Annotated in this window: 17 protein-coding genes and 1 riboswitch; of the genes, 11 read left to right on the forward strand and 6 right to left on the reverse strand. The window is 53.0% G+C overall.

The features are described 5' to 3' along the window. Nucleotides 1-370: 370 nt before the first annotated feature. The gene (locus tag HMPREF0636_RS00645) at nucleotides 371-2,809 is read left to right on the forward strand and encodes a putative outer membrane beta-barrel protein (protein ID WP_248616843.1); all 2,439 of its coding nucleotides are present in this window, start codon (nucleotides 371-373) and stop codon (nucleotides 2,807-2,809) included. A 29-nt stretch (nucleotides 2,810-2,838) separates the two neighbouring features. Continuing rightward, nucleotides 2,839-4,026, forward strand: a complete 1,188-nt coding sequence (locus tag HMPREF0636_RS08145) for an OmpA family protein (RefSeq protein WP_162147882.1) — start codon at nucleotides 2,839-2,841, stop codon at nucleotides 4,024-4,026. Nucleotides 4,027-4,355: 329 nt separating this feature from the next. Here the strand turns inward: HMPREF0636_RS08145 and rpoN are convergent, their stop codons facing one another. The 4 genes from rpoN to HMPREF0636_RS00670 are packed head-to-tail and all read right to left on the reverse strand — an operon-like array spanning nucleotide 4,356 to nucleotide 8,364. Beyond that, complete coding sequence (rpoN, locus tag HMPREF0636_RS00655) at nucleotides 4,356-5,819, reverse strand: RNA polymerase factor sigma-54 (protein ID WP_044167740.1); 1,464 nt, start codon at nucleotides 5,817-5,819, stop codon at nucleotides 4,356-4,358. 15 nt (nucleotides 5,820-5,834) lie between these two features. Further along, nucleotides 5,835-6,410 (reverse strand): cob(I)yrinic acid a,c-diamide adenosyltransferase, encoded by a 576-nt coding sequence (locus HMPREF0636_RS00660; protein ID WP_044167742.1) that lies wholly within the window; start codon nucleotides 6,408-6,410, stop codon nucleotides 5,835-5,837. Between the two features lie 30 nt (nucleotides 6,411-6,440). Then, the gene (locus HMPREF0636_RS00665; RefSeq protein ID WP_044167744.1) at nucleotides 6,441-7,238 is read right to left on the reverse strand and encodes an MBL fold metallo-hydrolase; all 798 of its coding nucleotides are present in this window, start codon (nucleotides 7,236-7,238) and stop codon (nucleotides 6,441-6,443) included. Nucleotides 7,239-7,278: 40 nt separating this feature from the next. Continuing rightward, on the reverse strand, nucleotides 7,279-8,364 hold the full coding sequence (locus HMPREF0636_RS00670; protein WP_044167839.1) for an asparaginase: 1,086 nt from the start codon (nucleotides 8,362-8,364) through the stop codon (nucleotides 7,279-7,281). Nucleotides 8,365-9,017: 653 nt separating this feature from the next. Between HMPREF0636_RS00670 and HMPREF0636_RS00680 the strand changes: the two genes are divergently transcribed. After that, entirely contained in the window at nucleotides 9,018-10,817 is a 1,800-nt protein-coding gene (locus HMPREF0636_RS00680; protein WP_044167747.1) for a DNA polymerase III subunit gamma/tau, read from the forward strand. A gap of 35 nt (nucleotides 10,818-10,852) precedes the next feature. Beyond that, a complete protein-coding gene (locus HMPREF0636_RS00685) occupies nucleotides 10,853-12,895 on the forward strand; it encodes a dipeptidyl-peptidase Dpp5 (protein WP_211235755.1) in 2,043 nt (680 codons plus the stop codon). A 75-nt stretch (nucleotides 12,896-12,970) separates the two neighbouring features. Here HMPREF0636_RS00685 and HMPREF0636_RS00690 read toward each other — a convergent pair whose 3' ends face one another. Beyond that, a complete protein-coding gene (locus HMPREF0636_RS00690; protein ID WP_044167752.1) occupies nucleotides 12,971-13,897 on the reverse strand; it encodes a hydrogen peroxide-inducible genes activator in 927 nt (308 codons plus the stop codon). Nucleotides 13,898-14,130: 233 nt separating this feature from the next. Between HMPREF0636_RS00690 and HMPREF0636_RS00695 the strand changes: the two genes are divergently transcribed. The 6 genes from HMPREF0636_RS00695 (at nucleotide 14,131) to HMPREF0636_RS00720 (ending at nucleotide 21,903) form a co-directional block, all read left to right on the forward strand. Beyond that, complete coding sequence (locus HMPREF0636_RS00695; RefSeq protein WP_248616844.1) at nucleotides 14,131-14,499, forward strand: DUF3276 family protein; 369 nt, start codon at nucleotides 14,131-14,133, stop codon at nucleotides 14,497-14,499. A gap of 152 nt (nucleotides 14,500-14,651) precedes the next feature. Next, a complete protein-coding gene (gene mtaB / locus HMPREF0636_RS00700; protein ID WP_044167756.1) occupies nucleotides 14,652-15,959 on the forward strand; it encodes a tRNA (N(6)-L-threonylcarbamoyladenosine(37)-C(2))-methylthiotransferase MtaB in 1,308 nt (435 codons plus the stop codon). Nucleotides 15,960-15,969: 10 nt separating this feature from the next. Then, nucleotides 15,970-16,902 (forward strand): lysophospholipid acyltransferase family protein, encoded by a 933-nt coding sequence (locus HMPREF0636_RS00705; protein WP_044167757.1) that lies wholly within the window; start codon nucleotides 15,970-15,972, stop codon nucleotides 16,900-16,902. Nucleotides 16,903-16,925: 23 nt separating this feature from the next. Next, nucleotides 16,926-17,963 (forward strand): glycosyltransferase family 2 protein, encoded by a 1,038-nt coding sequence (locus HMPREF0636_RS00710; RefSeq protein WP_044167759.1) that lies wholly within the window; start codon nucleotides 16,926-16,928, stop codon nucleotides 17,961-17,963. Nucleotides 17,964-18,277: 314 nt separating this feature from the next. After that, nucleotides 18,278-19,573, forward strand: a complete 1,296-nt coding sequence (locus HMPREF0636_RS00715) for a replication-associated recombination protein A (protein WP_044167761.1) — start codon at nucleotides 18,278-18,280, stop codon at nucleotides 19,571-19,573. Nucleotides 19,574-19,695: 122 nt separating this feature from the next. Further along, nucleotides 19,696-21,903, forward strand: coding sequence for a heavy metal translocating P-type ATPase (locus HMPREF0636_RS00720; protein ID WP_044167763.1), 2,208 nt, complete (start codon nucleotides 19,696-19,698; stop codon nucleotides 21,901-21,903). A 225-nt stretch (nucleotides 21,904-22,128) separates the two neighbouring features. Here the strand turns inward: HMPREF0636_RS00720 and HMPREF0636_RS00725 are convergent, their stop codons facing one another. Continuing rightward, complete coding sequence (locus tag HMPREF0636_RS00725) at nucleotides 22,129-24,378, reverse strand: glycoside hydrolase family 20 protein (RefSeq protein WP_044167767.1); 2,250 nt, start codon at nucleotides 24,376-24,378, stop codon at nucleotides 22,129-22,131. Nucleotides 24,379-24,620: 242 nt separating this feature from the next. Then, nucleotides 24,621-24,849: riboswitch (cobalamin riboswitch) on the reverse strand. Nucleotides 24,850-25,623: 774 nt separating this feature from the next. Here HMPREF0636_RS00725 and serC point away from each other — a divergent pair. Next, nucleotides 25,624-26,697, forward strand: coding sequence for a 3-phosphoserine/phosphohydroxythreonine transaminase (serC, locus tag HMPREF0636_RS00730; RefSeq protein ID WP_044167769.1), 1,074 nt, complete (start codon nucleotides 25,624-25,626; stop codon nucleotides 26,695-26,697). Nucleotides 26,698-26,861 lie beyond the last annotated feature (164 nt).

Raw genomic sequence — 26,861 nt, forward strand, 5'->3', positions numbered from 1 at the left:
GCACGAAACCCTTGCATGGGTTCTCCAGCACCCCATCAGAGGGGTTATCAACAGCCCAACTACGGTCACGCCTCTCTGACCACCATAGGCTACACATCAATGGCATGATGCTTAGGTAATTATATGCAATAGATTTTGTATCTTTGTGAATATAAAGATTGCCCACTCCCCTTCACATACACTAAGCAGGGAAATCTGTGAGAAGCTCCTCGGATATACTCAAAGGCAATCCAAGGAAGCGAACAAAACCCATTCCCTGTTTTTTATACAAGGAGAATTAGGTACAAACAAAATATCGTATAGCTCGCTAGAGACACTGATTTCTCCCTAGAGGAGCCATGGTAAATAGACTACAATTAACTCAATGATTATGAAGAAATTATCTCTCATCTTAGGTACAGCCCTTGTGGTGGGTCTAGGCAACATCGCACATGCACAGGTGCAAGATGTTAGCTTCACAGCCTCTCCAGTTGTAGGGTACACACATTGGGACAGCAAGCTCAAGCTCGGCGATGCCCCCTTCTGGGGTGTACGTGCAGGCTTTGGCTTCGGTCCACTCTTCGAAGTACGAGGGCTCTATGAGCGTAGCTTTGACCTCAAGGGTAAAGGCACTGCTGGCCCTGACTGGCTAGCCAAGTGGCTCGATAAGCTCGAGGATGCTAACGCTGAGATCGAACGCTATGGTGGTGAGCTGAAGCTCAACCTTTGGTCAAACGCTATCGTTACCCCTTACCTCACCGCAGGCGGGGGTATTATGAAGTTCACCTACACAGGTACACCACAACCAGGGCTTCCCAGTGACTACAAGGAGGAGCAGATCTATGGGGCTGGTGGTCTAGGTGTGAAGTTCAACCTCGGACAGCGTGTTGCACTCTCACTTGAAGGACGAGACTTGATGTTTAACGTCAATCCTAATAACCGCTTCCTCGCCTCTGCAACAGATGGCAACAAGCTCCTTCATAACTGGACAGGGCAAGCCTCTCTGGATCTTTACTTCGGAGGCTCGGCCTCTCGCCCCGCAGATGCCGTATCCCGTGCCTACAAGAATATGTACACTGGGGGCTTCCGTGGTCTAAAGTTCGCCATCGAGCCAGGCGTAGCCTATGTGGACTTTGCTAATAGCACAGGCTTCAGTGACCAGTGGTTCTACGGAGGATCAGCTGGGGTGGATCTCTCCTCAGTCTTTGGTATCCGCGGCTTCTACTACATCGCAACAGAGAAGCCCAACAAACTTAGCTTCGATACCAATCGTGAGCTATCCATGTATGGGGGGAACTTCATCGCTCGCCTCAACATGCCTCTTGGCCTCACCCCTTACCTCAACCTAGGGGCTGGGTACCTCGATGCTAGTAAGCGCTACGTAGGTTCAGGGAATGGTGTCGATCCAAAGAGCGGTCTCTTCCTCTTCGGAGGTGCAGGCCTCGAGATCCCACTCCACCGTTATGTAGCTCTACACGGTAACGTGAATGCTATGCTGACCCAGCGTGGGAACCCCGACATTACCAATGTCACCAACCCAGAGCAAGTGAAGGTAAGCACCTTCTATCAGGCAGGGCTCCGCTTCAACATTGGTCACAGTGCCCACAACGGACGAGAGCTATACGAAAACTACAGTTCCAACAATGCTGCCACTGCCGTAGCTATAGCCAACGAAGCTAACCTACGTGAGCTAAACGAGCTTCGTGCCTCTTATGACGCTCGCATCAAGAAGCTCAATCAGGAGCTTGCCGATGCTGTCTCTCGTCGGGATACCATCACCATTACTCGTGTCCTCAGAGAGAAGGAGGATGTGAATACCCGCATCAGTACGGTAGACCACCAGACCACTCAGCTCGCAGTCGAGGCTCCTAAGCAAGTAGCCGTTGCTACCCCTATCCAAGCCCCTGCGACGACCTCTGGTGCCAAGACGGTGACACTTACCACTAGCCAGTTCGAGCAACTCGTACGCCGTGTCATCGCTGATGTCAACAAGGAGAACGCCTCTCCCCTCGGTGTAGCAGACGTTACCTCCAGCAGCCTCTCAGACCTAGATAAGATCCTTCTCTTGAACGCTCTCTATCAGGGTCAGCAAAGATTCGGTGGCTATCCTATCCAGCCCCTTCAGGCACAGCCCATCCAACAGGTTGCACAACCTCAGCAGCCTGCTCAAGTATCCACCCAGACCGCAGCACCAGAGGATGCAACGAAGGTAGATGCTAACATTGCGCTCATCAAGCGACTAGATCAAGTCATCGACCGACTAGATGCTATCAGCACAGGCCAAGCAAAGGCTACTAGCGCCTCCAATGCAGCTGCTAACCAAGTTGCACAAGCCCTCGTGACGAACAGCAACCGCGATCGTCAGACCATCATCGTAGCAGACCGCAACGACGAAGGAACGGTATATGCTAAGGAAGTACCTGTACGCAAGTCTTCTCACCTCGAGTTGAATCGTGCGGCTGTCTTTGTAGCACCAAACTTCGGTGATCAGTTTGCTCTGAACCTAGGTCTACGTGGCTACATCCAAATCGCAAACACGCAGTTTGACATCGTCCCTGACGTGTACTTCGGTCTAGGTAGCGGTACGAACTTCGGCATCAATGCCAATGTCCACTACAACCTCCCCACCCTATTGGAGGGAGCTATCAACCCCTACCTCGGTATTGGTCTTGGCTATAACAAGGTCGGCGATCTTGGTCGCTTCGTGCCTAACTATGTCCTAGGGACGATGCTTAACAAGGTACTGGGCGGTCACCTCTTCGTTGATTATACGATCCGTGGGGCGTTCCGCAACAACCAGATTGCCGTTGGCTATCGCTTTAACTTCTAGTTCATCCTTAGTCTCTAGCCAAGATGAATATGAAGTCCCTCCTGCTTTGCTTAGGACTTTGCTCCACACTCAGCGTAGGTAGTGCCTCTGGCACTACCCTCGCTCGTGAGAGCAATCAACTAGCAAAGCCCGACACGCTGATTACGCTGACGGAGGACGAACTCGTGGCAGGGCTACGTGCCATCGCTGAGGCTTATCGTGCTAAAGCTGCCCCAAGGAAGCAGAGCGAACTGACAGCAGAGCATCTTCGCATCCTGAAGTTTCAGATGCTGCTGAATGCCCTTGGCTTAGGCGCAGTCCCTCCTCAGGCTCAGCCTCTACAGCTACAGCAGGCTCCACAGCCCCATGTCTATAATCCTTCGTTACAGCCGACTCATAGTCTGCCACAGCAGATCTATAGCCTGCCAGAGCGTCATATCTATAGTCAGCCACAGCCCTACCCCGTCTATCCTCAGGGCTACTTACAGCAGCCCCAGGTAAGGGAGAGCCAAGACACCCGACTGGATCGTCTGGAGCAAATGCTCCTGCTCCTACTACAGCAACGCTCGAACGAGCCTCGTATCGCTACGGTGCTCCCTGCTCGCAACTCAGGGACAAAGACGGTGATACGTGAGACGGTTGCCCCCAAGCATGAGACTCAGGTCGTACATAATCGAGCAACAGACTCCCTCCTTCTAGCCCTACAGCAAGAGCTCGTAGCAATTCGCACAGAGCAGGAGAAGCTCAATGCAGAGGCAAACCAAGAGGCGAAGGCACAGCCCACGACGGCACCCCAGATCTCTCTACAGCAGCCTGTGGGACAGCTCCCCCAGACGATGCCCCTACAGCCTCTGACACCAGCGCAACCTATTGTACGGGTGGACACTGTTGTCGAGGTACGAGAGGTTACGCCCGAGCCAGCCCACTTCAAGCGTCAGGTTTTCTTTGCTGTTGGGACGAGCAAGCTCTCACCCAAGGCTCGCCTTACGCTCAATGAAGTCTACCGAGCTATGGAGCAAGATCCAGAGATGAAGCTTTACCTCACAGGTTATGCTTCTGCTGAAGGTAATCCAGAGCGTAATGCACTCCTCTCACTACGCCGTAGCCGTGCCGTCCTGAACTACCTCATCGAATGTGGCATCGCAGAGTCTAGGCTCTTCAGTGTCGCAGGTGGCGTAGATCACCACACCGAAGAGCGAAACAATGCTCGTCGGGTAGATATAGAGCTACGCCGATAGTCTTCTACAAGGGGTAAACAGCCCTTTACAACATCGCCCCCACCTTCCATTTTAGGAAAGGTGGGGGCGATCTTTTTCATCCCTATATAATCTCCTATAAGTCAAAGAATTACAGAGTCACAAAAATTACCCTCAACGAGTTGCCATAAGTCGCCATCACGAGTTACCATAACTCGTTTCAGAGACTTACCATAACTCACTAAAACGAGTTACCACAACTATTTTTAATGAGTTATGGTAACTCGTCACACACGCCTCACCAAGGCACGAAATACGCGTATTGTAGAGGGTGAAAGAAGACTGATTGGGAAAGTTTGTAGGTATTAGGGCTACTTAGCTGGGCGAAGAGCCTTACGCAATCGAGCTACAGGTAGGCGAAGTTGCTCTCGATATTTGGCAACCGTACGGCGAGCAATGGGGTAACCACGCTCAGCAAGAAGCTCTGTCAGGCGTTCGTCTGAATAGGGAGCTCGTTTATCTTCACCTTCGATGAGTTCGGATAAGGCCTTCTTAATCTCTCGGGTTGAGATGCTTTCACCCTCATCATTGAGCATACCCTCACCAAAGAAGAACTTGAGCATATACACACCAAAGTCCGTCTGCACAGACTTGCTATTACTCACACGGGAAATCGTGCTAATATCTAGCCCCGTAGCCTCTGCAATATCCCGAAGAATCATCGGGCGAAGATCCGTGACCTCACCCGAGAGGAAGAACGCACGCTGATGAGCCACGATCGCCGTCATCGTAGCACGAAGGGTATGCTGACGTTGCGCCAAGGCATCTATGAACCAGCGAGCCTGCTCAACCTTATGCTTGAGGAACGTCATCGCCTCACGGCTCTGTCGATTTTCCTTAGCCTTGGCCTTATTCTCCTCCAGCATCAATAGGTACGTGGGGCTCAGACGTAGGGCTGGCAGGTCACGCTCCTCGGCGAGCGAGATCAAGAGCTCTCCCGAGCGCTCAGTGACAATGAAGTCCGGAGTGAAGTGTGCAAAGCGTGCATCACTATCGTCCCCAAAGCCATTGCCTGGCTTAGGGTTCAGTCGACCGACATAATCATAGAGCTCCGCCAAGCGTTCCTCAGAGACCGAGAGTGCCACGCATAGCTTATCGAATCGTTTGTTTACGAAGTCGTCATAATGCGCACGCACCATGCGCTCGACCAAAGGCTTTAGCTCGTCTGATGGTAGACGCTCAATCTGTAAGAGGAGGGCTTCCTGTAAATCATGGGCAGCAATGCCTGCGGGATCCAAGGTTTTGATGAGGCGGATAAGCTCGGTGAGTTCATCAGCAGAGACATCAAGCCCCGCCTTGAAGAGCAAGTCATCTTGTAGCTCCTCGACAGAGCGAGTGAGGTAACCATCTTCGTTGATATTCCCGATGATGTAGCGTGCCACCTCACGGCGACGATCCGTAAGCGGAGTGACCAGAGAGAGCTGACTCATCAGCTGCTCGTCCAGCGAAGGAGCACCAGAGGCAAAGGGGATTTCTTCCCGCACCGACTGACGCTCCTGTAGCTCACGGAGCTTGTATTCGGGTATATCATCTTCGCTAGCATACTCCCCCAGCTCCCAGTCTTGGTCGTTGGTATCATTCTCCCCCTCCTCAGAGGACGTCTCCAGAGTAGGTTGCTCATAGTCCTCCTCCAGTGCTGGGTTCTCCTCCAGCTCATGCTCTATACGACTCGCAAGCTCAAGCCCTGTGAGCTCGAGGATCTTGATTGCCTGGATCTGTGCCGGCGTGAGCGAAAGCGTCTGCTCTGTCTTCTGCTGCTGGGTGAGCTTGCTCATTGAGGTTGGGGAGCGTTAGTCGTCGTTGTGGTCGTACGTCCAGACTATTTCTTGCCCGTGGATGCGAAGTACCTCCTTTCGTGCCAGAGCGAAGAAATAATCGCTCAGACGATTCATGAAACGAAGGACGTTGGGCTCTAGGGCAACTTCACTATTCAGCCTATAGATAATCCGCTCTGCTCGTCTACACACCGTGCGACAGACATGCGCAGCAGCGGTGATTGCACCACCTGAAGGGAGGATGAAGGCCTTTAGAGGAGGTACCATCCCATCTAGACGGTCAATCTCTCGCTCGATCTTTGCTACTGCTCGCTCCGTAACCGCTGTGACCTCATGGATCGCGTCTTGGGTTGTGTCTGTAGCGAGATAACCACCGACAGAGAAGAGCTTGTGCTGAAGCCAGAGTAGGAACTGCTGATCTGGCACCTCCAAGTCATGAGAGAGCAGGACGCCGACAAACGCATTCAGTTCGTCCACGGTACCGTAGCACTCTAGTCGAAGGTCATACTTCGGTACGCGCTGACCTCCCACAAGGGATGTGCGACCCTTATCGCCACCCTTAGTATAAAGTTTAGACTTCTCTGTATCCATAAGTGTACTGTTTTAGGAAAGAGGGTAATGTCAAGGCTCCAATAGATACATCGGTGAGGCGGTAGTACGTCTCAGGGCTGTAAGCGAAAGGTCCTTACCGACACGGATACCCTCGGAGAATAGTCGTTGCTCAACGCTTTTCCAGCACAAGTCTGGATGATTGTTGTCCTTACTCAGGTGACAGAGCCACACATTCTTCATCCGAGGATGATAGGTACGAGCCAATAGCTCGGCAGCCTCTTCATTTGAGAGATGTCCTTGTGGGCTGGCGACACGCTCCTTTAGGAACTCTGGATAGTTCCCACCACGGAGCATCTCCCGATCATAGTTAGCCTCGAGCACCACATGACTAGCACGAGCGATATAGTCCTCTATTATGGCTGTAGGATGCCCTATGTCGGTGGCTAGGGTGAAGCTGAAGTCTCCCTTAGTGATATGGTACCCGACATTCTCCACGCTGTCGTGGGGCACAGGGAAGGCCTCAATGGTGAAGCCTGCAACCTCAAATGGGGTACGAAGCGAAATATCTCTACGAGAGGCTCCAATCGGGTCTTGCACAAAGCGGCTCTGAGTAATGCTATTATGCACCAGTGTCGTGGCATATACGGGGAGGTGATAGACACCACCAATCACTCCGACCGTACGTATATGATCTGCGTGGTCATGTGTCACGATAGTCCCTCGTATATGTCCGTCATCGAGTGCAATGCCCTCTGCACGTAGTACCTTGGTGATTGTACGAATGGGGATACCTGCATCAATCAATAATCCCCCCTCGTCATCGCCTAGATAGTAGCAATTCCCACTGCTACCACTAGCCAAGCTCATGAACCGTATCACGCCTTACCTCCTACTTGTTGTTTGTCTCTTATCGTCTATATATGAAGGTCTCCCTATTCAGGTCTTCGTCTGTACGCTCCAGCGTCATCTCTCCTCGGAGCGGGATAGCCATCTGTCGCTTGACCTCTGCCTCAGTGTAGCCCCGAGCGAAGAGGTACATCATCTTCGTCAGTGCGGACTCCGTGGTGCAATCCCTTCCGCTAATAAGTCCAATCTCCTGCAATAGAAGCCCCGTCTCATAGCGTAGCATATCTACATAGCCCGTCACGCACTGAGTGACATTGACGATTACTAAGCCTCGTGCCACAGCCTGGCGTAGAGCATCAAGGAACCATGGGGTCATGGGCGCATTCCCACTGCCGAAGGTCTCCAGCACGACGCCACGCAGGGAGGGGATGCCGAGTACCGTCTCCACCACCTCACGAGTGATGCCAGGGAAGAGCTTCAGTATGGCTACATGCGAATCGAAGGTTTTGTTCACTGCAAACGGGATTTCCCCACAATTCCGATTAATCGAAGCATCGTGGTAGCGAATCTCTATCCCTGCATAGGCCAGATGAGGATAGTTGTAAGACTCAAAAGCACTGAACTGATCTGCACTAATCTTACTCGTGCGATTACCTCGCATCAGATAGTTCTCAAAGAAGAGTGACACCTCGGGTACTCGTGGGCGTCCCTCGCTGTCTCGTGCAGCGGCAATCTCTATGGCTGTGATGAGATTTTCCTTCCCATCGGTGCGTAGTCTCCCTACGGGGAGCTGTGAACCCGTGAAGACAATCGGCTTATCCAGCCCCTCGAAGACAAAGCTCAGCGCAGAGGCTGTGTAGGCCATCGTGTCTGTACCATGTAGGATCACAAAGCCATCGTAGCGGTGATAATTCTCCTCTATAATCGTGGCTAATCGAGTCCAATCATCGGGTGTAATAGCAGACGAATCTAGGGGGGGATTAAACTCTACAATCGATATATCGCACCCTAGGCGACGAAGCTCTGGGACATTATCTTTAAGATAGTTAAAGTCAAAGGGCTCGAGCACCCCCGTTGAAGGGTTCTCCACCATCCCGATTGTCCCTCCCGTGTAGACGAGAAGGATGGAAACACGATTTTCAGCCATACAGATCGTATTGTTAGTGTCGTTGGGTAGGTATGCTCTAGGTAGGGACATACCTCATGTCATTCTGTTACTAGGACAAAGATAAGAATAATAGGGAGCCTAGTGGCTTTCACGCTTAGTAAAGGGCTATGACGCCCTCCAGCACATCGTCCCCTAATCGTATTGCGTAAACCAAGGCATTGTCTTGGTCTCGTAACCACATGAAAGCGAGTAGCTCCATCCTCCCCGATGATAAGGCATGGCGACAGATACAAACGTGGGGCTTCCCCTCACACTCAAAGACGCACAACCCCTCTTTCCTTAACCAGAGAAACACATCATCACCACCCCTGACGCAACCCACTATAAACAAAGAATATACGAAGGCACAGGAATGCAGATCTACGAGTTACCATAACCCGCTTAAACGACTTACCACAACTCGTCATGACGACTTACCATAACTCTCCCAAACGAGTTACCATAACTCGTCTGAGCGACTTATGGTAACTCGTAGAGCACCCCTCACAACAGCCCTAAATAGGCACTTTGAGAAGGAGTATTTTCGACAACCCCTATCTCTCCCCTCAGCGCCTTCCCGAGAGACCTATGACCATTCCCAGACAACTCAGGCAAGATCGCTATCTTTGTACACACGTAATATATGGAGTACTATGGCTGAAAACTATATCGTCTCAGCACGCAAATATCGCCCAGATAGCTTCCAGAGCATCGTAGGGCAAGGCGCAATGGCCTCTACACTTCGTACGGCTGTACTGCAGGGACGTCTAGCACATGCTTACCTCTTCTGTGGACCTCGTGGTGTGGGTAAGACTACGGCTGCACGTGTGCTAGCCAAGACGATCAACTGCATGCATCTAAGCCCAGAGGGTGAGGCATGCAATGAGTGCGAGAGTTGTCGAGCCTTTAATGAGGGACGCTCGTTCAACATCTTTGAGTTGGACGCTGCCTCCAACAATTCCGTTGAGGACATCCGTCAGCTCACCGAGCAGGTAGGTATGCCTCCAGCTCTAGGCAAGTACAAGGTCTACATCATTGATGAGGTGCACATGCTCTCAGTCACAGCCTTCAATGCCTTCCTCAAGACCCTTGAGGAGCCTCCTTCCTATGCCATCTTCATCCTCGCTACCACAGAGAAGCATAAGATCCTCCCGACAATCCTCTCTCGCTGTCAGATCTACGATTTCAAGCGTATTACCGTACAGGATATCACACGCCACCTACAGTACGTGGCTACAAGCGAAGGGATCGAGGCAGACGAGGCTGCCCTAGGCTTGATTGCAGAGAAGGCAGATGGAGGGATGCGAGATGCCCTATCGATGTTTGACCGCATCTCGAGCTTTGCTGGAGGGAAGATCACGTATGAGCATGCCTTAGAGAGCCTAAACGTACTAGACTACGCCTACTTCATCCGTGCCTTTGACCTCCTGCTCGCTGGCGATTACCGTTCCCTACTGCTTCTGCTGGATGAGCTATTGGGTAAGGGCTTCGAGGGACAGACAATCCTCTCTGGGCTCGCAACCTTTGCTCGTGACCTACTTGTGGTACAGCACCCTGGCACAAGCTCACTCCTAGAGAAACCCGATCGTGTAACCGCCGAGTACGTTGCTCTAGCGAGTCGCTGTACAGCACCACAGCTCTTCGCTGCCATTCGAGCCCTCGTACAAGCAGATCAGCAGTACAGAGGAGCGACGAATAAGCGTTTGCTCATCGAGCTAACACTCCTTGGGCTTGTACCAGTCTTTCACAGCGAGGGGGAGCTTACCCCAACACCTAGCTCTTCCCCCAAGCCTGCTGTGACTTCTGCTCCTACAGCACCCAAGGCCACTACACAAGCCAGCCCTACCCCCTCCCCTCAGCCTACCCCAACCCCCTCGGCACAGCCTGTACCACAGCCTCAACCGACTCCCCCTACACCCCCACCACCAGCTCCTGCATCCACGCCTCAGCCCCCCATCACTCCTCCATCAGCAAATCCCAGCACCGGGCAGACACGACAGCTCTTTGGACGTAGACGCTCAGTACAAGAGGGTGCAAGTGAGACACAGCAGAGGGAGGTAAGTGAAGCCAAGGAGGAATCGGAGCCGTTCACTGAGCAAGACTTACAGCGAGCCTATGTGCGCTTCGTCGAGCAGGAGCTAAGCAGTGAGCAGGTTATATGTCGCAACATCCTTCATGCCGAGCTACCAGCTCTCACGGGTGAGCGTGAGGCAGAGCTAGCCCTACCCCCAGGCAACGCCATCCGTGATGCTGTAGAGGCTGTCCAACCACAACTCCTTACCTTCCTTAGGCGGACCCTGCGCAACTCACATCTGACCCTTACACTAAGGGAGAAGAACAAGCAGGAGCAGGCGCTCATAGCCCTCACCCCAGAGGATCGAATGAAGAAGCTCATCGAGATTAACCCCGAGGTACAGCGTCTCAAGGACGAACTTCAACTGCGACTCTCTTAGCATAGACTATACCCTTCTCTACATTCCCATACACAATGAAGATCAAACAACACATGGCAGCACTCCTGACTGCTACGGCACTTGCCTCATCGCTGCCTACACAGGCAGAGGAACGTCCGCACCTTACCCCCGAGACGATGCTCACCCTCGCTCGTGTAGGCTCATCCGCACTCTCCCCCGATGGGAAGCTCGTCGTCTACAGCGTAGGCTTCCCAAACATCAAGGACAATAAGATCCGTACCGAGTTCTTCACCGTTACCTCATCAGGCACCGCACGTACCCAGATCACACGAGACATCCCTGGCCTATCGTCTCCTCGGTGGATACAAGGCGGACGACGCATCAGCTACCTCTCTAGTGAGAGTGGGGCTACACAAGTCTGGACGATGCGCCCCGATGGCTCAGACCGCAAGCAAGTAACGAATATCGAGGGTGGGATATCGGACTACCTCTTCTCTCCAGACGAGACGAAGCTAGCCTACATCAAGGAGATTAAGTTCGGCAAGGCAACAAAAGACATTTACCCCGATCTCCCCAAGGCTACGGGACGTATCGTCACCGACCTCATGTACAAGCACTGGGATGAATGGGTAGAGACCATACCTCACATCTTCATCGCCAGCGTCGGAGACACTCCCATCACCTCGGGTAAAGACATCCTAGAGGGTGAGCCTTACGAAGCTCCCACCAAGCCCTTCGGTGGCTCGGAGGAACTGTCATGGAGTCCTGATGGAAATACCCTCGCCTACTCCTCTCGCAAGAAGGTAGGTCTCGACTACGCCCTCTCCACCGACACCGACATCTACCTCTACAATGTGATCTCAGGCTCTACAACAAATGCCACCGAGGGCAACAAGGGCTATGACACACATCCTCGCTTCTCTCCAGATAGCCGTAAGCTCAGCTGGATCAGTATGGAGCGTGACGGCTACGAAGCAGACCTCAAGCGTCTCTTCGTCATGGAGCTTGGGAAGAAGACCTACCTCACCGAGGGCTTCGAGTGTGATGTCGATGAAACCGTGTGGTCACCCGACAGCAAAAGCATTTACTTCCTTTCTACCAAAGAAGCAGAGACCCAACTCTGGCAAGTAACACTCAAGACAAAGAAGATCCGTCAGATCACCACAGGGCAACACGACTATACCTCCATTGACTTCGTCGCTGGGAAACTCCTAGCTGGTCGCCAGAGCATGATTGTGCCTAAGGATCTCTACCTTGTGGATCCTAAGACGGGAAGTAGTAGAGCAATCACGGCGGAGAATAAGGCTACGCTGGATGGACTCACACCCATCACCGTAGAGAAACGCTGGATACGCACGACCGATGGTGGTAACATGCTCACCTGGGTAGCCCTACCTCCAAACTTCGATAAGACGAAGAAGTATCCTGCTCTACTCTATTGCCAAGGTGGCCCTCAGAGTACCGTTAGTCAGTTCTTCTCCTTCCGCTGGAATATCCGTCTGATGGCTGAGCAAGGCTATATTGTCATTGCCCCCAACCGACATGGTGTACCTAGCTTTGGGAAGGCTTGGAACGAGCAAATAAGTGGTGACTACTCAGGACAAAACATCCGTGACTACCTCTCTGCTGTAGATGAGCTAAAGAAAGAGCCCTACGTCGATGCCGACCGCCTCGGCTGTGTCGGAGCAAGCTATGGGGGATACTCCGTATTCTATCTAGCAGGGGTACATCAGAAGCGTTTCAAGGCCTTCATCGCACATGCTGGTATCTTCAACCTCGAGATGCAGTACATGACCACCGAGGAGATGTGGTTCGCCAACTGGGATATGGGTGGTGCTCCCTGGGACAAGGAGAACAAGGTCGCTCAACGCACCTTCGCTAACTCTCCTCACCATCTAGTAGCTAACTGGGATACTCCGATCCTTGTGATCCATGGCGAACGAGACTACCGAATACTCGCTGGTCAAGGTATGGCAGCCTTCAACGCTGCGAAGCTAAGGGGAATACCTGCGGAGCTACTCATCTATCCAGATGAAAACCACTGGATCCTACGCCCACAGAACGCACTACTCTGGCAGCGCACCTTCTTCGGCTGGCTCGATAAGTACCTCAAGTAATCGAGCTGCCACCATACGATGACGCCCCGCTACTCCTCGATGGAGTGGCGGGGCGTCATGCTTATCTCACCTATATTAGACTAGGTCTTGCCCTGGTTGCAGGTGGAGCATACGTTTGGGTACGGATGCGGTGATCACTCGTGCCACAGCTTCGATTAGAGCGTGGCGGACGTACTCATGGTGCGTCACAAGGTTAATCCCTCTCGTTGGGCGGGGGAGAGCAAAGGGGCGGACTAGTGAACGATGACGCTCATCCAATTGCTCTACAGCTAGCTCAGGAAGGAAGGTCACACCATTGCCCCCCTCGACAAAGTGCATGAAGGTCTCCAAGCTACCTCTACTATAATTATGTCGTTGCGTTGGGTCGTAGCGCAGGTGACAGAACCTAACCAGCTGATCCCTGAAGCAATGCCCTTCATCCAAGAGCCACAGATGGTATTTCCCCACCTCTGCCGAGCGAATGACCTCCTCTGCATAGAGCTCTGAGTCTCGTGGCACATAGCCCATGAATTCCTCATAATAGAGCGGATGATCAACGAGGTAAGTCTCCTTTGCCTCGGAGGCTATGATTGCCATCTGCACCGTCCCTAGCCGCAATGCCTCCAAGCACTCACTAGTCTTCAACTCAACGAACATAATGCGAAGATTGGGAAGCTCTCGCTCCAGAAGAGGCAAAACACGAGGTAGGAGGTACGGCGCAATCGTAGGCAGGATACCGAGGGTAATCGTCCCTGCTAGTGCATCCTTCTCCTCTCGGACGATCTCGCGTACTTGTTCTGCCTGTATAAGGATGACAGCAGCTTGATCCAAAATACGTCGCCCGACCTCGGTGGGGATAATCGGTTGGTGGCTACGATCAAAGATCTTCACTCCTAGCTCCTCCTCTAGCTTTTGGATCATTGTGCTTAGGGTTGGCTGGGTAACATCGCAGTATTCGGCAGCCTTACCGAAGTGTCGGTAGCGGTCAAGCGCTTGGATGTATTCGAGTTGCTGTAGGTTCATTGTGTTCTGTTTTGCTTCTCTACAAATATAGTGTAGATGATACAATCATGGCTATCGATCTAGCCACCCCTAAGCCACAGCGACTCTTAACCCATTATCCTACGGACAGGGTGATGCCATAGAAGCCTTGAGCGTACCTAAAGCACTACTCCCACGGTATTGTCTTAGGGAGACTTATATACAACTAGTGAAGTTTGTGTAACTTCGTGCTAGAATACTTTTAGCGAATGATTATGGAGAAAGAATGGAACGGCTCAGTGACCCTCGTCTCACAGAAGATAAAGGCTGGCACCCGACACTATTATATCGATGCTAAGCTCGACACAAAAGGGAATAAGTACATCGTACTCTCTGAGACGAAGATGAGAGAGAGCGAGGGTAAGCCCGAGAGACATCGTATCTTCATCTACGAAGAAGACTTTGCCAAGGTCTCCCAAGCCTTGCTAGAGACCATCATGCAAATATCGGATGGTGTCTTGCAGGAGATGCCTGACCTAGGGAGAAATGTACCTAGTCAGCCCCAAGAAGAGGCCCACCATGCTCCTCAGCCTGAGGATGTGCAAATCGGCTCCTTCGACCTTGACTGGACGGACGAGGCTTAGCCCCTCATCCGACGAAGCAGCCTCCCCTTAGGTTCCTTTTTTCCCTATACCATAGGTTTCACATCTATGGTCACGGAGGTGTTTACCTCACCTCTTCACCCCTATTTCCCTTTACTTTTTTACCCCTCAGGACATCACCCCAGCACGCCTCGATGACGGATAGCACGGTATTCCTAGACAAGATAGCTGCCTACTACACCCTCGGGTGCAAGCTCAACTTTGCCGAGACCTCTACCATCGGTCGCTCGCTCCTCGCCCAAGGTATCCGTACTGCCAGACAAGGGGAGGAAGCCCATATCTGTGTCATCAACACTTGCTCTGTGACGGAGCAGGCCGACCGTAAGTGTAGGAGCGTCATCCGCAAAGCTCATAGAGAGCACCCTGGGGCATTCATCGTGGTCACGGGCTGCTATGCTCAGCTGGACCCCGAGGAAGTCGCAGCCATAGAGGGGGTCAACCTCGTACTCGGGGCGGATGAGAAGCTCGATGTGGCTCGCTACCTCGACCTATTGGAGCATCAGGGGCAGACGCCCCATGTCATCCGAGGCAAGACCAAGGACATCCACACCTTTCGCCTAAGCTCATCTTCCGACGAACGGACAAGGCACTTCCTGAAGGTACAAGATGGGTGTGACTACCACTGTACCTATTGCACCATCCCGAAGGCTCGAGGAAGAAGCCGAAGCGGGAGCATCAAGGAGATCGTGAAGGAAACAGAACGCATCGCCAGCGAAGGTGGACTAGAGATTGTCCTGACGGGTGTGAATATCGGGGACTTCGGGCGTAATACGGGTGAGACGTTCCTTGACCTAGTGAAGGCGCTTGATGGCGTAGAGGGGATTGAGCGGTTTCGTATTGGCTCTATTGAGCCCAACCTACTTACCGAGGAAATCATCGACTACTGTGCCTCATCCCGCAGGATTGCCCCACACTTCCACATCCCTCTACAGAGCGGTAGCGATGACGTGCTACGTCTGATGCGTCGCAGATATGATCGTGCGCTCTTCCGAAGCCGTGTGGAGCATATCCGTAGCGTACTCCCAGAGGCATTCATCGGAGTGGATGTCATCGTGGGGACACGAGGTGAAAGACCAGAATATTTCGATGATTGCTATCACTTCCTAGAAGACCTTCCATTCTCCCAACTCCACGTCTTTAGCTATTCGGAGCGAGAGGGTACAGCTGCCCTCCAGATCCAATATACGGTAGCCCCAGCAGAGAAGCATAAACGCAGTCAGCGGCTTATGCGTCTCAGTGAGGAGCATCTTCGTGCTTTCTATTCCTCACAGATCGGTAGGGAGCATACCGTCATTTGGGAACATGGGCAGTACAACGGACTCATGATGGGGCACAGCGAGAACTATACACGCATCGCCCAGCCGTATGATGCGGGGGCTGTCGGGACGATCTCTCGTATCACCCCGACGAAGATGGATGTATCGGGGGGCTTCCTCCTCTAATTGGTTTCTGATGGAACGGCTCGAATATCTCCTACTCAGACTCCTGCTTGGTCTCCTAGCTCGCCTACCATGGTGGGTCATCCATTGCCTATGTCGACTCTCCGCCTTCCTCCTAGAGCACGTCCTGCACTACCGCCGTAAGGTCATTCGGGAGAACCTTGCAAACAGCTTCCCAGAGAAGAGCGAAGCAGAGCGCAGGAAGATCGAGCGAGACTTTTACCTCCAGTTTGCCTACAACTTCCTCTCTACCCCTAAGCTCCTTCGCCTCCCATCCCATGAGATCATGGAGCGGCACTTCCTCATACCCGACCTTACGCCCCTACGGCAGGTCTTCGAGGAGCATCCATGTGCCTTTGCCGCCCTAGGCCACTTAGGCAACTGGGAGCTATTCAGCACGGGTCAGCTCTACTTCGATCAGCTGGGAGTGACGATGGATCAAGTGTATCGCCCACTCAAGAGCAAGCTGATGGATGAGTTCTTTGCTCGCCAGCGTCAAGCCTTCGGTGCTACACTCACGCCCAAGGCACAGGTCGCACGACGTTTGGTTGAGCATCTTAATGCGGCTGAGGGGAAGACCTTGATGGCAATGATTACCGACCAAGCACCGGGTATGGGGCATGTCCATTACTTCACCCTCTTCCTCAATCAAGCTACGGCTATCCTCGATGGGGTCGAGAGACTTGCTCGCAAATATAATTTGCCCGTACTCTACTTCGATATAGAGCGTGTGAGTCCCGTGCGTTTCGTCGGACGCTTCCGTCTCATCACAGATAGCCCTCGTGAGCTACCTCCCTTGGCGATCACAGAGCAATACACACGCCTCCTAGAGGAGACGATACGCCGTGATCCAGCCTCTTGGCTCTGGAGCCACCGACGCTGGAAGCGTCCTCTCTCCGATTACCCCGAGGCGACGCTTAGTGAGGCTTTACGGGATCAGGAATAAGACACACATACATCCACATCACTATGCATCACGAGCCACAACAGCAGGTCGCTGTCCTCGTCCTCAACTGGAATGGTAGAGCCCTCCTAGAGCAGTTCCTACCCTCCTGGGTCGAACATACCCGAGGGATTGCCGAACTGATTATCGTGGATAACGGCTCGACAGACGACAGCCTTCCCTTCCTCCACCAGTACTACCCCGAGGTACGGGTATTGAGCTTCGACACCAACTATGGTTTTGCCGAAGGGTACAATCGTGCCATCCGTGAGCTGGACTACCCAATCGTTGTCCTGCTTAATAGCGATGCAGGCCTCTCCTCAGGTTGGCTAGATGAACCGCTACGACTCCTCACGGAGCATCCCGACGTAGCAGCTATTCAGCCTACGATACGTGCCTATCATGAGCCTCAGCGGTACGAATATGCAGGTGCAGCAGGTGGCTATATTGATGCTCTGGGCTATCCCTTCTGTCGAGGGCGAATGCTCGATACGGTGGAGCTGGACGAAGGGCAGTACAACACTCCAGTGGAGATCTTCTGGGCATCGGGGGCATGCCTCATTGTGCGTCGGAGCGTATATCTAGAGGTCGGAGGGTTAGACCCCCATTTCTTCGCTCACCAAGAGGAGATAGACCTCTGCTGGCGCATGAATGCAAGGGGGCATAAGGTAATGCACGCACCGTCCTCTCTCGTCTACCACGTGGGCGGCGGTAGCCTCTCGATGGAGAGCCCAAGGAAGGTCTATCTGAACTTCCGCAACAACCTCTTGATGCTCTACAAAAACCTGCCCTCGAGGAAGCTCTACCTTGTGCTTCTCATGCGTATCTTCCTCGATTCCCTTGCCTCGCTCCTCTACCTCGTGAAGCTCCGCCCCCGACATGCGCTATCGGTCATCGAGGCTTGGCGTTCGTTCCTGATCGTCCGTGGGCAGTACGAGGCTGTACGTAGGGAGAACATACGTCTCACCTCCACCCCTCCATCACCTGACATCCTCAAGCCGTACAGCCTCCTCTGGCACTACTATGTACGCCGTGAGCGCACCTATAATGCTCTGCCGAGGTAGTGCAGGGTGCGGTTAGATTCACTCCCCTTGATCACGTAGCTAGAGACCCTTGCAAGGATTTATAAACAAGTCCTTGCAAGGGTCTCGCTTATACCCCATGCAAGGGTCTCGAGCGAAGCCTAGCATGGGTTTGTGAGACGACACAACAAGGAAGGAGGCTCTGCAAATTCATGTACTGAAGACTTACTCCTCGTAGGAGGAGCAAGGACACCACCCGAGACATCCTCCGTGAGCCTTTCCGCTAGTTGTGTTGTTTCCTTTTTGTAGCTTTGAAGGTTGCCCCTGAAGGGCTCCCAAACTAGTGCTGAGTAGATATGATGACGACCCTAAAACCCCTAGCCGAGCGCATGCGTCCTGAGACGCTGGAGCATTACTACGGACAATCGCACCTCGTAGGCCCCGATGGCATCCTAAGGAAGATGATTGAGGCTCGGCGTCTGCCCTCATTAATCCTCTGGGGGCCTCCGGGTGTAGGGAAGACCACCCTATCTGAAATCATCGCTCGGAGCTTGGGTGCGAACTTCTATTCGCTAAGTGCCGTACACTCCGGCGTCAAAGACGTACGAGAGGCTCTGGAGCAAATCGCCAAGGATGGGGGCGGGATATTTAGCTCAGACATTCGCCCGATCCTATTCATAGATGAAATTCATAGGTTTAGCAAGAGTCAGCAGGACTCTCTCCTAGGGGCTGTCGAGCAAGGGGTTGTAACGCTTATCGGGGCAACCACTGAGAACCCTAGCTTCGAGGTCATTCGTCCTCTGCTCTCCCGATGCCAGGTGTACACGCTGAGTCCCCTAAGCAAGGAGGAGATGCTCGCCCTATTACACCACGCCCTGACGAGCGATGAGATGCTGAGTAAGCGACACATAGAGCTGACCGAAACCGATGCCCTCATGCAGCTCTCGGGAGGGGATGCACGCCGTGCGCTCAACATCCTAGAGCTCGTCACGCTCTCCACCACCGCAGATCCCCTCTCCATCACCAATAGCCTCGTCTCCGAGCATGTACAGGCTAATCCGATTGCCTTCGACAAGGGTGGCGAACTACACTACGATATTGCCTCCGCCCTCATCAAAAGCATACGTGGGAGCGACCCTGACGCAGCTATCTACTGGTTAGCACGTCTCATCGAAGGGGGAGAGGATCCCTCATTCATCGCACGCAGGTTGATGATTTCTGCTGCCGAGGATATAGGCCTTGCTAACCCCAACGCCCTACTGCTGGCGAACGCATGTGCCATGACCCTCGACCGAATAGGTTGGCCCGAAGGAAGGATACCCCTTGCAGAGACTGTAATCTACTTGGCATGTAGTGAGAAGAGCAACTCTGCCTACAACGCCATCAACAACGCTCTCACACGTGTCCGTGCCACAGGTAATCTCCCCGTCCCGCTACACCTACGTAACGCTCCGACCGAACTCATGAGCGATCTGGGTTACGGAGCAGGATACCTCTATGCGCATGACTACCCTGGGCATTTCGTCCAGCAGCAATACCTCCCCGACGCAATCGTAGGGGAGCGTTTCTGGCAAAGTGATGAAGCCAATGCCTCCGAAGTTCAGATGATGAACCGCTGGCGTCTTCGCTGGGGTCAGAAGTCCGAGGAGTAGTCCCCTCCTCTCCGATGCCCCATATCTCCTCCTCTCCGATGCTTCATACGCTCGCATCATAATGCTTTATACCCTGCCATTATAGTGTATTATCCCATTTCCCCTTTAGTATAAGCTCAATCATGACGAAGCAAACCTATCCGCTCCTTGGACTACATTGTGCAGCCTGTGCCTCACATGCTACTAAGGCTCTGGAGGACGTCCCAGGGGTGGTCTCCGCAAGTGTTAATCTCTCCTCTGCTACAGCCTTTGTAGTATATGACGAGACAGTGTGTCACCCCGAGGCTCTTCGATCAGCCGTGGCTAGCATGGGCTATGAGCTACGCATCGACGAGGTAAGCCCTGAGACCATCGAGGCCATACGCCTTAGAGAGGAGCGACGACAGCTGTACAAGGCCATCGTCGCTACCGTCCTTTCCCTTGTCGTCATGGTGCTTATGATGGCTCACCCCATTACCCTAGCCAAGGCGGTCATCTCTGCCCTACTCACCCTCGTTGTCCTCGTCTGGGCAGGTTCGGGCTTCTATGCACGAGGGTGGAAGCAACTAAAGAGTAAAGCTGCCGGGATGGACCTCCTCGTAGCTCTCAGCACGGGGACTGCCATACTCTACAGCCTGACCCACCTCATGGAGTACCTCCTCTCGGGTAGCATGCATCACCTGCACCACCTATATTTCGAAGCAGCAGCGATGACTATTGCCTTTGTCCTCCTAGGCAAGGTCATCGAAGCACGAGCCCAGCGTAGGACAACCACGGCACTGCGCCATCTGATGGGTAGCCAACCTAAGCAGGTCATCCAGGTACTCCCTACAGGCGAAGTAACACTACCCATAGAGGAGGTGGAGCCAGGGATGATCTTGCGTGCCCAGCCCGGAGCGTTATTCGCCGTCGACGGAGAGGTCGTATCAGGCGAATCCTATGCCAATGAGCAACTCATCAGCGGTGAGCCTATCCCCGTCCCCAAGACCCAAGGCACTCCTATCTATGCAGGCACGATGAACGGCAACGGGAGCCTGACATACCGAGCCACCGAAGTGGGTCGAGCCACGGTCATGGCACGCATCATACGTCTCGTGCAAGAGGCACAGTCTAGCCGTGCACCTATCCAAAAGCTCGTTGATCGCATTGCCCGCATCTTCGTCCCCGTCATTGTCTTCATCGCTCTCATCACTTGGGTATTATGGCTCGTCCTCCTTCCCCATGGAGGGCTGGAGCAAGGGCTCATAGCGGCTGTCACGGTACTGATTATTGCCTGTCCGTGCGCTCTGGGTCTCGCTACGCCGACAGCGATCATGGTGGGCATCGGGCGAGGAGCAAGTGAGGGTATCCTCATACGCAACGCAGAGAGTCTCGAGGCTGCACGGCACATCGACACCATAGTCCTTGATAAGACGGGGACGATTACCGAAGGTAGACCCGAGGTAAAGACCATTCACTGGCTATCGGGCAGCAGCAAAGCAGACCACCTACGCCTCTCTCGCGTGGAGCAGCTCTCAGGACATCCTCTGGCTTCGGCCATTGTCCAAGCACTCAACATTCCCTTTAACCCCCTTCAGGTCATGGAGTTCAGTGAGGTGGCAGGCAAGGGCTTACAAGGGAAGATTGGGGAGAAAGTCTATCGTGTCGGAAGCACAAAGTTCATCATGGACTCGGGCGTTACCCTCGGCGAGGAAGCAAGGAAGGCCTTAGAGGAAGGTGAAGCCAAGGGTGCTACATGTAGCCTCTACGCCAGTGAAGAGGAGGTCCTTGCCGTCATCATGATCTCCGACACCATTCGTCCTAGCGCACGAGAGGCCATCAATCATCTACGCCAGCGAGGGATCAACATCATCATGCTCACGGGGGATGGGGAGCGAGCTGCCCAAGCCATCGCCCAAGAAGTCGGAGGTATCCAATACATCGCAGGTGTACTGCCCGAGGGAAAGGCGGAGCATATCCGTAGCCTCCAGGCACAAGGGGCTAGGGTGGCCATGGTCGGTGACGGTATTAACGATGCCGCAGCACTTGCCCTTGCAGACGTCAGCATCGCCATGGGGCAAGGCAGTGACCTCGCTATGGAGACTGCGATGGTGACAATCCGCACCTCGAACCTCCTCGCCATAGACCGCCTGCTTAGCCTATCCCATAGGACGCTAAGGGTCATCCATCAAAATCTCTTCTGGGCGTGTATTTACAACCTCATTGCCATCCCCATAGCTGCTGGCATCCTCTATCCTATCTCGGGCTACCTGATGAACCCTATGCTCGCTGGCGGACTGATGATGCTCAGTAGCCTAAGTGTCGTAACAAATAGCGTCGTAAGCTGGGGTAGAAGGGAGGACAAGTCCTAGGTCATCTGTACCAACTAGGTCTCATAGGTTCATTACCAGACCTGTGAAACCCAGCAAAAGAAACCCTAGCAAGGGTCTATAAAGACACCCTTGCTAGGGTTTAATAGTTACCCCATGCTAGGATCTCGGCGAGACCCTAGCATGGGGTAACTTCTTAGGGCATGAGACCTAGTAGCCCAAGCAAACCTAGCCGCTAGGTCTCAGACGTCCTAGCACTTTCCTTCTCTACCAGACTACGATTTCGTCCGTGAAGATAAAGTGCCCCGCCGAGCGAGCATTAGCAGCCTTCAGGCGAATGTACCGTGCACGCTCCTTCATCGGGAAGGAGAACGTCTCAAAGACGGGCTTGTACTCCTCCTCACTGGTGCGTGTCACTTGTTTACCGACACTGCGGAAGGTTTCCCCATCTTCGCTAAGTAGCACCTCCACATCGCCCGGCATATAGACCCACTGCATACGCTCCTGCATGAAGCGAGCAAAGACATGCTTTAGTTCGGTGACTTCCCCTAGGTCGATTGTGACATCGAGGGGCGTAGTGTAGCCCTGCCACTTCCCATCTAGATAGGTCGGAGTACCTCGTAGACCGTCGACGAGAGCCTGAGTACCTCCTGCGGGATACTTCTCATTCCATGTGTGTCCATTATAGGTAACCTTCTTGCCAATCGCCTTATGGTAGTCCGTGCGGTACCTTACAGAGGGTAGATCTAAAGGCTTAGCTCCATCGAAGAGCCGAGCCACGAGCAGGATCGAGTCCGCAGAGACGATGGGTTTGCCCAAATAGAGCTGAGAGGTAGCCGTCGGCTCTGTACCATCGGTCGTATAGCGAATCTCCGAGGGCTGTCGCTCCGAGGACAGATGGATCGAGACCTCACGCCTTGTACTGTCGAGCTGCATATCCACGGCGATACGGCGTAGAGGATAGACGTTGATACCACGCTCTTGGAGTCGTGGGACATGGTAGTTTACCCTTGCAAGGAAATCTGAGTAGCTGCGTGTGGCCTGTGGTGACCAAACTACCTCGGATAAGGCAAGTAGGCGTGGGAAGAGCATGTACTCAGCGTGCCGTGCATCGAGGACGTACTCCGTCCATAGGTTCGCTTGAGCACCCAAGATATGCTTATGCTCCTCGGGGGTAAGGGCTGTGGGCTCGGGGTTATAGGAGTAGACCTTCTCAAGGGTAGTAAAGCCTCCGTTGGCACGTGGCTCACCTTCGCTCTCCCGTTGGTAGAAGTCTAGGTAGACATGGCTACCAGGGGTCATGATGACATCGTGCCCTGCCCTTGCAGCGGTAATGCCCCCTTCCTCTCCACGCCAACTCATGACGGTCGCCTCTGGTGCCAACCCACCCATCAGAATCTCATCCCACCCAAGGAGCTTACGCCCCTTACTCAGCAGGTAACGCTCGATGCGCTTGATCATATAGCTCTGGAGCTCATGGTTGTCCTTGAGACCTTCCTCCTTCATACGTCTCTGGCAATCCGTGCATGAGCCCCAATGGTTCATGGCGGCCTCATCGCCCCCGATATGAATATACTTCGAGGGGAAGAGCTGTATTACTTCGCTGAGGATATCCTCAAAGAAACGGAAGGTAGACTCCTTACCAATGCACACATCCGAGGCATCAAAGGTCCACTTCCCCTTACAGCTTAGCTCTGGGTAGGCGAAGAATAACTCATTGCTGTGCCCAGGCAACTCAATCTCGGGGATAACAGTGATACCCAGCTTCGTGGCGTGGCTAATGACTCTGCGGATCTCATCCTTGGTATAATAGCCACCATAGGCACCCGGGGTCTGCTCGTCGACGAACTTGCGGTCTTTCTGCCAGAAGGTATCCCAGTCCTTCTCCATACGGTAGGCAGCTTTCTTCGTCAGTAATGGGTACTTCTCACTCGGGAAGCGCCACCCTCCGCCATCGACCAAATGCCAATGGAAGCGGTTGAGCTTATAACGAGCCATCTCATCGAGGAGCCTTAGGATCATCTCCGAAGGCATGAAATGTCGTGAGACATCGAGCATCACACCTCGATAAGCAAAGCGTGCTGAGTCGGTGATCGTCATGTAGGGGAGCTTCGTGCCATACTGCTCTAGGAGCTGAAGGAGCGTCTGTGTCCCTTGGCGCAGGCCATCCTTAGAGCCCCCGATGAGCGACACACCACGCTCCCCGATCGAGAGACGATAAGCCTCTCGACCACGAAGTTTAGGATCGATCGAGCAAGCAATACGGCCCCTACTGCGACGCATGCTCGGTGCAGCATTGATGGAGAGCCTCTTGAGTCCCTCTGTGAGGAGTGGGGGCGTATCAACACCCAGACGTAAAGGGCTAGGCAAGCAATACACCCCAGTGCCACGCTGGACAGATACAGGCCGAGGGATGAGCTGTAGGCTATCCGAGCAGGCTCGAAGCTGGGAAGGGGTTACCCACACACCTAGACAGATCAGGAGGGCGAAGCACCATGATGAGCGAAGGAAATTCATAAGACCAATCGTACTAACTGAATGAATGAACACAAAGATAACCCACCAAAGGGTAAGAAGCGAATAAGCCCCGAGTAAAGAGACCTGACTATGCTGGTTTTCCCCAACACCATCCGGACTTTACCCGAGGCATATCCACTAAATTACTACGGCAAGCCGAAGACCCTCTTGATTTAAAAGAGTGGGCAACTCTTTGGGGAATGAATTCCAAGCATAGAGTGCTATACTTGTAGCTTTCCTCGAAGCATTTGATAAGCATTGCAGGTCTTCTGACTTGTACACCTTGTCTACCGACGCATCACCTTCCCAAGGACACAGAACCCTCAGTGGTGGTGGGTTACCCCAGCATATCGTGGTAGCTGTATGATGTACTCACAGCAGCGGGACTGTCCGAGACTCACACTCGATTCCCTTTTAAGCTCACCCCCACGCACACAGATCTATGTGAGAGCAAGACACAACGCTTTGGGGGCAAAGGTAGTAAAATAGTCGAGAATGTACACCTCTTATCCGATGATGGGGGAGCATATTCCTTCGCTCGTTTCTCTCCCCGTACCCATCGATCGACATGTGGTGTAATGGGAATAAAGTGTACACCTAAAGTCAAAAAACGACCCTAAAAGGAGTACAAAAACAAACTATAATCCAGCAACTTATAAACCCCACCCAAACACACCCCAATGACTTACCATAACTCGTCACAACGAGTTACTATAACTCATCCAAGCGAGTTACCATAACTCTCTGAAACGACTTACCACAACTCTCTAAAACGAGTTATGGTAACTCTCAGAGGCACCCCCAAACACACTCTATATCTAACTCTCCTTCACCCTTGCTCGAGGCTCTTTGATTCATCCTGCACCACCTCACCCCAACCTCTACATTATTATATAGCAGATACACGAGGGTCAGTTGAGGTGTGTTCATTTGACACATCATAACGAGCCAGCAACCAGACCCAAGGCAACAAGCATGTCATTATCACACACTCTAGGAGCAGGGTATTACCAAAATTTGGGGGAAACATGCACATCATTAAATATTTTAATTGACTGAATATCAACGCTTATAGACTAACATTTTTACCCCTCGGGGCAAATAGTGAAGTAAAGTAACAATCTTCTCGTTTTTTTGATACCTTTGCCTATGGGTATAGTCCGAAGGCTCTTCCCAGTAGCACAGAGTGTCTGATCGTGCCCAGAGCTTGATGTCAATAACTATTCATTTTCAAATACTGCTCTTATGAAGAAGCACAATTTCTCGGCAGGACCATCCATCCTAGACGAAAGTGTGATCAAGGACGCAGCCTCTGCTGTCCTCAACTATGCAGGCACAGGCCTGTCCCTCCTCGAAGTATCTCACCGTGGTAAGGAGTTCACCGCTACTATAGAGGAAGCTCGCAACCTGATGAAGGAGCTGCTCGATGTACCCGAGGGTTACGAAGTGATCTTCCTCGGGGGCGGTGCGAGCCTACAGTTCTATCAGGCTCCACTGAACCTACTGAAGACCAAGGCTGCCTACGTAGACTCCGGCACGTGGGCGAGCAAGGCTGCTAAGGAAGCTAAGCTCGTCGGTGAGGTTGTCACCTTCTCCTCTAAGGCAGACAACTACGTCTGGTACCCCAAGCCATGGGAAAAGAACGAGGTGCCCGATGATGTAGACTACCTCCACATCACGACCAACAACACCGTCTACGGTACGGAGCTCCGCTACGACCCAGACGTCAAGACTCGTCTCGTGGGTGATATGTCCTCCGACATCTTCACTCGTGAGGTGGATGTAGCTAAGTACGACCTCATCTACGGTGGTGCACAGAAGAACATCGCTCCTGCTGGTGTGACCTTCGTCATCGTACGCCGTGATGCCCTCGGCCACGTAGATCGTCCTCTGCCTACGATGCTCGACTATCGTACGCACATCGAGAAGGACTCTATGTTCAACACTCCTCCCGTATTCCCCATCTACGTCGCTCTACAGACGATGAAGTGGTACAAGGAACTCGGCGGTGTGAAGGCCCTCGAAAAGATGAACCTCGAGAAGGCTCGCATCCTATACGATGCCATCGACTCCAGCCGCCTCTTCCGTGGTACCGTCAATCCCGAAGACCGCTCGATCATGAACGTCTGCTTCGTCATGAAGGACGAGTACAAGGAGCTCGAAAAGGACTTCTTCGACCTCGCTACCTCACGCGGTATCTCCAGCATCAAGGGGCACCGCTCTGTAGGAGGCTTCCGTGCTTCACTCTACAATGCCCTACCAAAGACCAGCGTAGAAGTGCTCATCGAAGCTATGAAGGACTTCGAGCGTAAGCACTAAACGGAGCCTTTCATCTCTCATTGAAACTTGGTTGCCATCAGTTTCAACTAGAAGTAACGCACAGGCACGCACCTCCTATTACAACTAAGGCAGAGGTGTCCGTGTGCTGTGCGCTACTTCTTCACTATGCGTATCTATTCACTAGCTAATTATTACCAGAAATC

This window comes from Porphyromonas catoniae ATCC 51270 (assembly GCF_000565015.1).
GTDB lineage: Bacteria > Bacteroidota > Bacteroidia > Bacteroidales > Porphyromonadaceae > Porphyromonas > Porphyromonas catoniae.